4 protein-coding genes and 1 pseudogene are annotated in these 7,199 nt (G+C 59.6%); 4 read left to right on the top strand and 1 reads right to left on the bottom strand.

Annotated elements, in window-relative coordinates:
• Positions 1 to 26 precede the first annotated feature (26 nt).
• Together H4Q31_RS21230 and H4Q31_RS21235 are read left to right on the top strand one after the other, a co-directional pair.
• Entirely contained in the window at positions 27 to 2,126 is a 2,100-nt protein-coding gene (locus tag H4Q31_RS21230; protein ID WP_185181069.1) for a glycoside hydrolase family 36 protein, read from the top strand.
• A 91-nt stretch (positions 2,127 to 2,217) separates the two neighbouring features.
• Positions 2,218 to 3,138 (top strand): nucleoside hydrolase, encoded by a 921-nt coding sequence (locus H4Q31_RS21235; RefSeq protein ID WP_185181070.1) that lies wholly within the window; start codon positions 2,218 to 2,220, stop codon positions 3,136 to 3,138.
• Positions 3,139 to 3,452: 314 nt separating this feature from the next.
• Here H4Q31_RS21235 and H4Q31_RS21240 read toward each other — a convergent pair whose 3' ends face one another.
• Entirely contained in the window at positions 3,453 to 5,762 is a 2,310-nt protein-coding gene (locus H4Q31_RS21240) for an ATP-binding protein (protein ID WP_185181071.1), read from the bottom strand.
• Positions 5,763 to 5,874: 112 nt separating this feature from the next.
• Here H4Q31_RS21240 and H4Q31_RS21725 point away from each other — a divergent pair.
• Together H4Q31_RS21725 and H4Q31_RS21245 are read left to right on the top strand one after the other, a co-directional pair.
• Positions 5,875 to 5,999: pseudogene (locus H4Q31_RS21725) on the top strand (N-acetylglucosamine kinase); the annotation flags it as partial.
• A gap of 157 nt (positions 6,000 to 6,156) precedes the next feature.
• A partial coding sequence (locus H4Q31_RS21245) for a multidrug effflux MFS transporter (protein ID WP_185181072.1) occupies positions 6,157 to 7,199 on the top strand: 1,043 nt, incomplete at its 3' end.

Here is a 7,199-nt window from a genome sequence, read left to right on the forward strand (position 1 = left end):
ATTAATTTATTGAGGGAGGCGATGTCGTGAACAGACAAATCGAGATTCGGGAGAATGGGTTGCACCTAGTCTTGAAAGTAACGGATGCCTTGGACGTCCGCTTGCTGCACTTCGGCCCTCGGCCGTACGACCCGGCGCTCGTACCGGATAAGCAAGAGGAAGGATTCCGGCTGCTGGAACTGCAGCTATCCGGAGAAGACCGGGCAGAGTATCACGGACGCACGCACCGGGCGACGTTCCCGGGTCTGCGGCTGCAATATCGTTCGTACAGCGATACCCGCAACGAGATCGGGCGCAAGCTGGAGATTGCGCTCATCGATCCTGAGACGAAGCTCGAAGCGACATCGCACTTGCAATTCTATGACGGCATCTCTGTCGTCCGAAGCTGGACCGTCCTTCGCAATGGCGGCAGCGAACCGGTCGGCGTCGAATACATCTCAACCTTTGCTTTAACGGGGCTTGATAAGGAGGGCTTGCAGGATCGAGATGAGAAAATGGTTCTCTCCATCCCCCATACCGGCTGGCAAAGCGAAGTTCAGTGGCGGTCGTACAGGCTGCCCGAGCTGGGCTTGTCTCATCTGACCGACCGCACCTCCAAGCGCGTGTCGTGCAGCAATACCGGATCATGGGCAGCGGCGGAGCACGTTCCGATGGCGGTGTTGGAGAACGAGGAAGCGGGAACGTCGCTTGTCTGGCAGATCGAGCATAACGGTTCGTGGCACTGGGAGATCATCGATCAGTTCGACTTCTTGACGCTGCTCGTCAGCGGTCCGACCGAGCACGACAACCATTGGTGGAAGCGGCTCCGGCAAGGAGAAGAATTCGTCACGGTTCCGGCAGCTATAGGCGTGGCGGAAGGGGGGTTCGAGCAGGCCATCGGACAGCTGACAGCCTACCGCCGCGTTATTCGCCGTCCGAACGAAGACAATCGGCTGCTGCGGGTTATTTTCAACGACTATATGAATTGCCTGTGGGGGAGCCCGACGACGGAGAAGCTGTTGCCTCTTATCGATGCGGCTGCCGATATCGGAAGCGAATACTTCTGCATTGACGCCGGATGGTACGCCCCGGGCGAGTGGTGGGACGGCGTCGGCGAATGGCTGCCTTCGGCCGAGCGGTTCCCGGAAGGTATCAAGTATGTGCTTGATTACATCCGAGCGAAAGGCATGATCCCTGGATTGTGGCTCGAGATCGAAGTCATGGGCATCCGCAGTCCCAAGCTCGCCGAGACGAACGACAATTGGTTCTTTATGCGCCACGGCCAGCGCGTGAAGGATCGAAGCCGCTACCAGCTCGACTTTCGCAGCCCGGAGGTTATCGCGCATGCGAACGGCGTTATCCGCCGGCTGGTAGAGGAATACGGCGTCGGGTACATCAAGATGGACTACAACATCAATGCCGGCATCGGCACCGAGAAGGATGCCGACAGCTTCGGCGACGGCTTGCTGCAGCATAACCGCGCCTACCTCGCTTGGCTGGATTCGATCTTCGAGCAATACCCGGATCTCGTCATCGAGAACTGTTCGAGCGGCGGCATGCGAATGGACTATGCAATGCTTAGCCGCCACAGCATCCAGTCGACAAGCGACCAGGAGGACTATATCAACTATGCGGCGATCGCGGCCAGCTCGCCTTCGGCATTGACGCCGGAGCAATCCGCGATTTGGTCGTATCCGCTTCGCGAAGGCGACGACGAGGAGGTCGTCTTCAACATGGTTAACGCTATGCTGCTTCGCGTCCACCAGAGCGGCCATGTGGCCGAGCTGAGCCCGCGGCGCCGGGCGCTTGTCAAGGAAGCGCTTGACTACTACAAGACGATTCGAAGCGACATTCCCCAATCGCTGCCGTTCTGGCCGCTGGGCTTGCCGAAGGCGCAGGACGATTGGATCAGCTTCGGCCTTCGCTACGGTGACCATGCATATGTCGCCGTCTGGCGAATCGGCGGGGATGACGCCGTTAAAGAGCTGCCTCTCCAGCAGTTCGCGGGCATGGAGATCGAGGCCCGCATCGCGTACCCAAGCGAGCATGACAGCCAGCTTGCCTGGGACGCCGCTTCGGGACGGTTGAAGGTGACGCTGTCTCGGGCGAAGACCGCGCGGTTGATTGAGTTGAAGATTCGTGCGTGAACGAACTGCTGCAGGAACTTTGTGTCGAAATGTGATATGTTAGGGGAAGTGTGTGAATACCTGCAATGTGCATCCAGGGAGGTTTTATCGTTTGACTGCTACACCTATTATTCTGGACGTCGATACGGGCGTTGACGACGCGCTGGCCATCGCTTATGCGATTCGTTCCCCCGAGATCGAAGTTCTGGGCTTGACCACTACTTTCGGCAATATCACGGTGGAGGAAGCGGCGCGCAACTCGCTCATCGTGCTGGAGAAGCTCGGCAGAAGCAACGTGCCTGTCGCGAAGGGGGCCGACCAGCCGCTTAAGCGCACCAAGACGGAGTATCCCCGTCATATTCATGGCGAGCACGGGCTCGGCGGCGCGGCTTGGAGCGAGCCCGCAGGCCGTCTGCTGTCGGAGCATGCGGCCGACTTCATCGTCCGGCAGATCCGCTCGCGTCCGAACGAGCTGACGCTGGTGTTCGTCGGTCCGCTGACCAACTTGGCGCTGGCTGTGCGGAAGGATCCGGGCATCGCGGCGCTGGTGAACCGCGTCGTCATTATGGGCGGAGCCGTTCGCGCTCCCGGGAACGTCTCACCTTACGCGGAAGCGAACATCTACAGCGATCCCGAAGCGGCGGATATTGTGTTCCGCGCCGGCTTCCCGCTGACGGTCGTCGGGCTCGACGTCACGATGAAGACGCTGCTTCCGCGTACGCAAGTGCGGCATTGGCGCGAGCAGAGCGGCGAGCTGGGCCGATTCTTCGCGGATATGACGGAGTTCTATATCGACTTCTATGAGGAAGGCTATCCGGGCATTGGCGGCTGCGCATTGCACGATCCGCTGGCGATCGGCGTCGTCATCGACCCGAGCTTCGTTGCCGAGGAGCGTATGCACGTGAAGGTCGTGACTGAAGGCGAAGAGCTGGCTCGCACGGCGGAAGTGCCGGGCGAGGAGCCGAACGTTGGCGTGTGTGTGAGCGTTCAGTCGGAGCGGTTCCTCGAGCACTTCACGAGCCGCGTGATTTAAAGGTTAGGCAAGCTCAGAGGAACATCGAGACGGAGTGGCAAGCTCATAGGATGCAGATGGTTAAGACCGCCGGGGCATTGCCTTGGCGGTCTTTGGTTGCAGGCAGGGGCGTGTTCCGGGCGGCAATTGGAGAATTCACCACGATCCATAAAGCTGCCGCAAGAGTAAGGGATAAATTGTCTTCCGTGAAGGAGAGAGTACACGGCGTTTCTCTCCTAAATTCCTATTGACAGCGTATCTTGCAAACGGAGTGCGAGTGCGATGGTTTGACTAGTTAGCGAGACAGATCCGTTCGTGCCGCTTCGACTTCGGACTCAAGCTGAGCAGCTCTCGCTCTTGGGCTCTGCCGAGCCGCTTGCAGGAATCGGCAGCCGGATCTCAACGCAGGTGCCGCGGCCGAGCTCGCTCTCGAATCGCATCTCTCCTTTGTGGTTCGCGATGATCTGTTGGCTGACCATCAGCCCGAGACCGTTGCCGTTCTCCTTCGTTGAATAGAACGGCTCGCCGAGGCGGGAGAGGTGCTCCTCCGGAATGCCTTCGCCTTCGTCGATGAATCGAAGCACCAGCTCGTTCCCATCGGGCGAGACGCCAGCGTCCACCCGCATGCGGCCGCCAGACGGCATCGCCTCCATGCCGTTCTTGAGCAGATTCAGGAACACCTGCTTCAATTGATTGGATTCGCAGCGAATGTCCGGCAGGCTGCCCTCGCATCGGATATCGATCGACACATTGTTCATGCGCGCTTCCGAATCGAGCAGCAGCGCGATGTCGCGGATAATGTCCGCCACTGGCGCCATCCGGAACCGTTCCGCCTGCGGCTTCGCGAAGACGAGCAGCTCGCTGACGATATAGTTAATCCGGTCCAGCTCGGTCAACATGATCTGCAGATAAGCCGGCGCCAACTGCTCTTGCTTCTGCTGCAGCTGCACGAAGCCGCGCAGCGTCGTCAGCGGATTGCGGATCTCATGCGCGACGCCCGCGGCCAGTTGGCCGACGGCGGACAGCTTCTCCGAGCGCCGCAGCAACTCCTCTGTCTGCTTCCGCACGGTGATGTTCCGCGAGATGGTGGCGACGGCGACAATCGCGCCCCGCTCGTCGCGGATGGACGACACCGTTAAGCTGACGTCGAACGGCTTGCCGTTCTTCGCATATCGAACGGTCTCCAAGTCCGCTACCGATCCGCCCTGCAGCACCGTCTCCAGAATCCCGCTATATTCCGCGGCGTGCTCATCCGGCACGTTGTTCAATTCCACGCCGATGATCTCTTCCTCGTTCCAGCCGTACATCGCCTCGAAGGCATGGTTCACCTGCATGACGCGGCCGTCCAATTCGGACACGTGAATGGCGTCCGAGGTGTGATTGACGAACGACTCCAAATACTGCTTCGTGTGGCGCAGCTCTTCCGCTGATTCCCGCAGCCGCGACATGTAGTGCTGGAGGCTGTCTCCCATGGCGTTGATGCGAGTCGAGAGCAAGCCCAGCTCATCTTTGGAATACACCTTGATCTTGCTGTCGAAGCGGCCTTCAGCAACCTCGTTGACCTTGGACAGAATTCGGTTGACGGGGCGGAGCATCAACCCGGCCAGCCAGTAGCTTGCGAACAGCGCCACGGCCGCCAGAATGGAGGAGATCATAATATGAACGGTCAACTGGTGGTTCACTTGCCTGCGGAGGGAATCTCCGTCGAAGCTGAACCCGATCACGTACGGAGAAGGCTCCGACACGGGAATGAAGCTCTTGAGAATATGAGCGTCGCCGATCTTGCGCTGAACGGTTACGATCTTGCCGGTCTCGGACGCCCTCAGAATATTCTCCGCATCGGACGGGTCGCTGAACCGGTACGAGCCGAACACGACGTCGCGGACGTCCAGATTGAATACCGGTTTGCCCTGCTTATATTGAATGAATCGTTCTCTTCCAAAAAACTGCGGATCAAACCCCGATATATCGAGTACGGCGGGGTTGTCCTTCACGATCTTGTCGATGACCGCTTCTGTGCCGGCCGTCTTCTGGAAATCCATGAATACGCTGGCATCGATGAACGGGTCGATAATGTAGTCGGTCGTTCCGTCATAATAATAGCCCCACTTGTTCACGTCGGAGGGATCGCTGGTCGCGAAGTTGAACGGGCCGGACCAGTAATGCTCCAACGCTTGCCCCTCGGAGATCGTAACGTTCTGCTTCTCGAACAGCTGCGTGAAGGCGGTGAACCAGTAATCCCAGGTTTTCGCGCTTTGGCCGAGCTCCTTCGGATCAGAGGATTTGGCGATGACGATATCCCCGTTGCTCTTCCGGACCCACAGCGAGATCTGGTCGACGCCGACTTCCCGGGCCACTTCCACGAGCTGCTCGTTCGTCACGTGATCGATGCGGCTGTCGAGCCGGTCCTTCGCGGCGATCGCCGCGTTGCGCAGCATGAGACCGACGGTGGATTCCATATAATTGCTGGCTTGTTCGGTAGCCTGCACCGTCGCTCCGACTTGCTCCGCGATGCCTCTAAGCTGATGGACCGTGCGAGTCTCGAGATCCGACTTGGTCGATACATAGTAAATCGATATATTCAGAATCAAGATGACCGCTACGAGCGCGAAGATGAAGACTGAGAGTTTAGCTTTGATGGTCAAAACAAAATCCTCCGAATTGATGTCTGTGGATTCAATTACACACCTCGGCTGTCATTCTGTCAATCGACATTTCGACATCGAAGAAGCGAGAGCGGCGCAATAGGAAGGAGAAGGCGCCGACCGCGAAGCGGACTTCCGCACCTGCGGCCGATGATCGCCGAGCTGGGCTTCCCCCGGCACGACATCGTATGCGGCACGATGATCGGGCTGCGGGCAGGCACGAGCCGGTCCTCGGGCATGCATGCCGACGTCGATTCGACGCCGATATTGCCGGTTGACGCATCCGAAAAGTTATTTCTATAATGACATGATCCTCATGTGACGTTATGAAGATACAATCCTAATCATAGCGGATGAACGCAATCATTCGATTATCCGACTGGAAAGGCAGGGCATGATGAATTCCTCTCTCACTTCTGCGGCTTTGCCCGGCAAGCGGCGGCTCGCGATCGCGGCGATTCTCGGCTTGCTGTCGGCCTTCGGGCCATTCTCGCTCGACATGTATTTGCCGGCGCTGCCGGCGGTCGCTTCGGATCTGCACGCGAGCACTTCCGTCACTCAGCTTAGCTTGACGGCGTGCCTCGTCGGACTGGCGCTTGGCCAGCTGATCGTCGGCCCTCTAAGCGACGTCCGCGGCCGACGTATACTGATCGCCTCGGGGCTGATGATCTACACCGTCGTATCGCTGCTGCTAATCATCAGCCCGACGATCGGGTCGTTTATCGCCCTTCGCTTTGTTCAAGGCTTCGCCGGTTCGGCGGGCATCGTGCTGTCGCGGGCGGTCGCCCGGGATCTGTACGCTGGCCCTGAGCTGACCCGGTTCTTCGCGCTGCTCATGCTTGTGAACGGCGCGGCGCCGATTCTCGCGCCGGTCGCGGGCGGTCAACTGCTGAACATCACCGACTGGCGCGGCGTGTTCCTCGTGCTTGGCCTAATCGGCGCTGCCGCGCTGGCCAGCGTCTGGTTTGGGCTGCCGGAGACGCTGCCTCCCGAGAGGCGTTCAAGAGGCGGCTTCCGAGAGACGCTGCGGACGATGGGCCGCATCCTGAGCGATCGCGAATTCATGGGCTATGCGTTGGCATCCGGCCTTGTCTCGGCGGCGATGTTCGCCTATATCTCGGGCTCGCCGTTCGTGCTGCAAGACCTGTTCGGCGTCTCGCCGCAGACCTTCAGCCTCATCTTCGCCATGAACGGCGTCGGCATCATCATCGCGAGCCAACTGACAGGCCGACTCGCGAGCCGTTTCGGCGAACGCAAATTCCTCGTCGCCGGCCTCGTCCTTGCCGCGGCCGCCGGCGTCGGCCTGCTGGCGGTCATCGCCGCCGGAGCGGGCCTCGGGGCGATTCTGCCGCTGCTGTTCGTCGTCGTCTCGTGCGTCGGCATCGTCGGGACGTCGTCATTCCCGCTGGCTATGCGCCATCAAGGCCAATCGGCCGG

This window comes from Cohnella lubricantis (genome assembly GCF_014212015.1).
Classification (GTDB): Bacteria; Bacillota; Bacilli; order Paenibacillales; family Paenibacillaceae; genus Cohnella; species Cohnella lubricantis.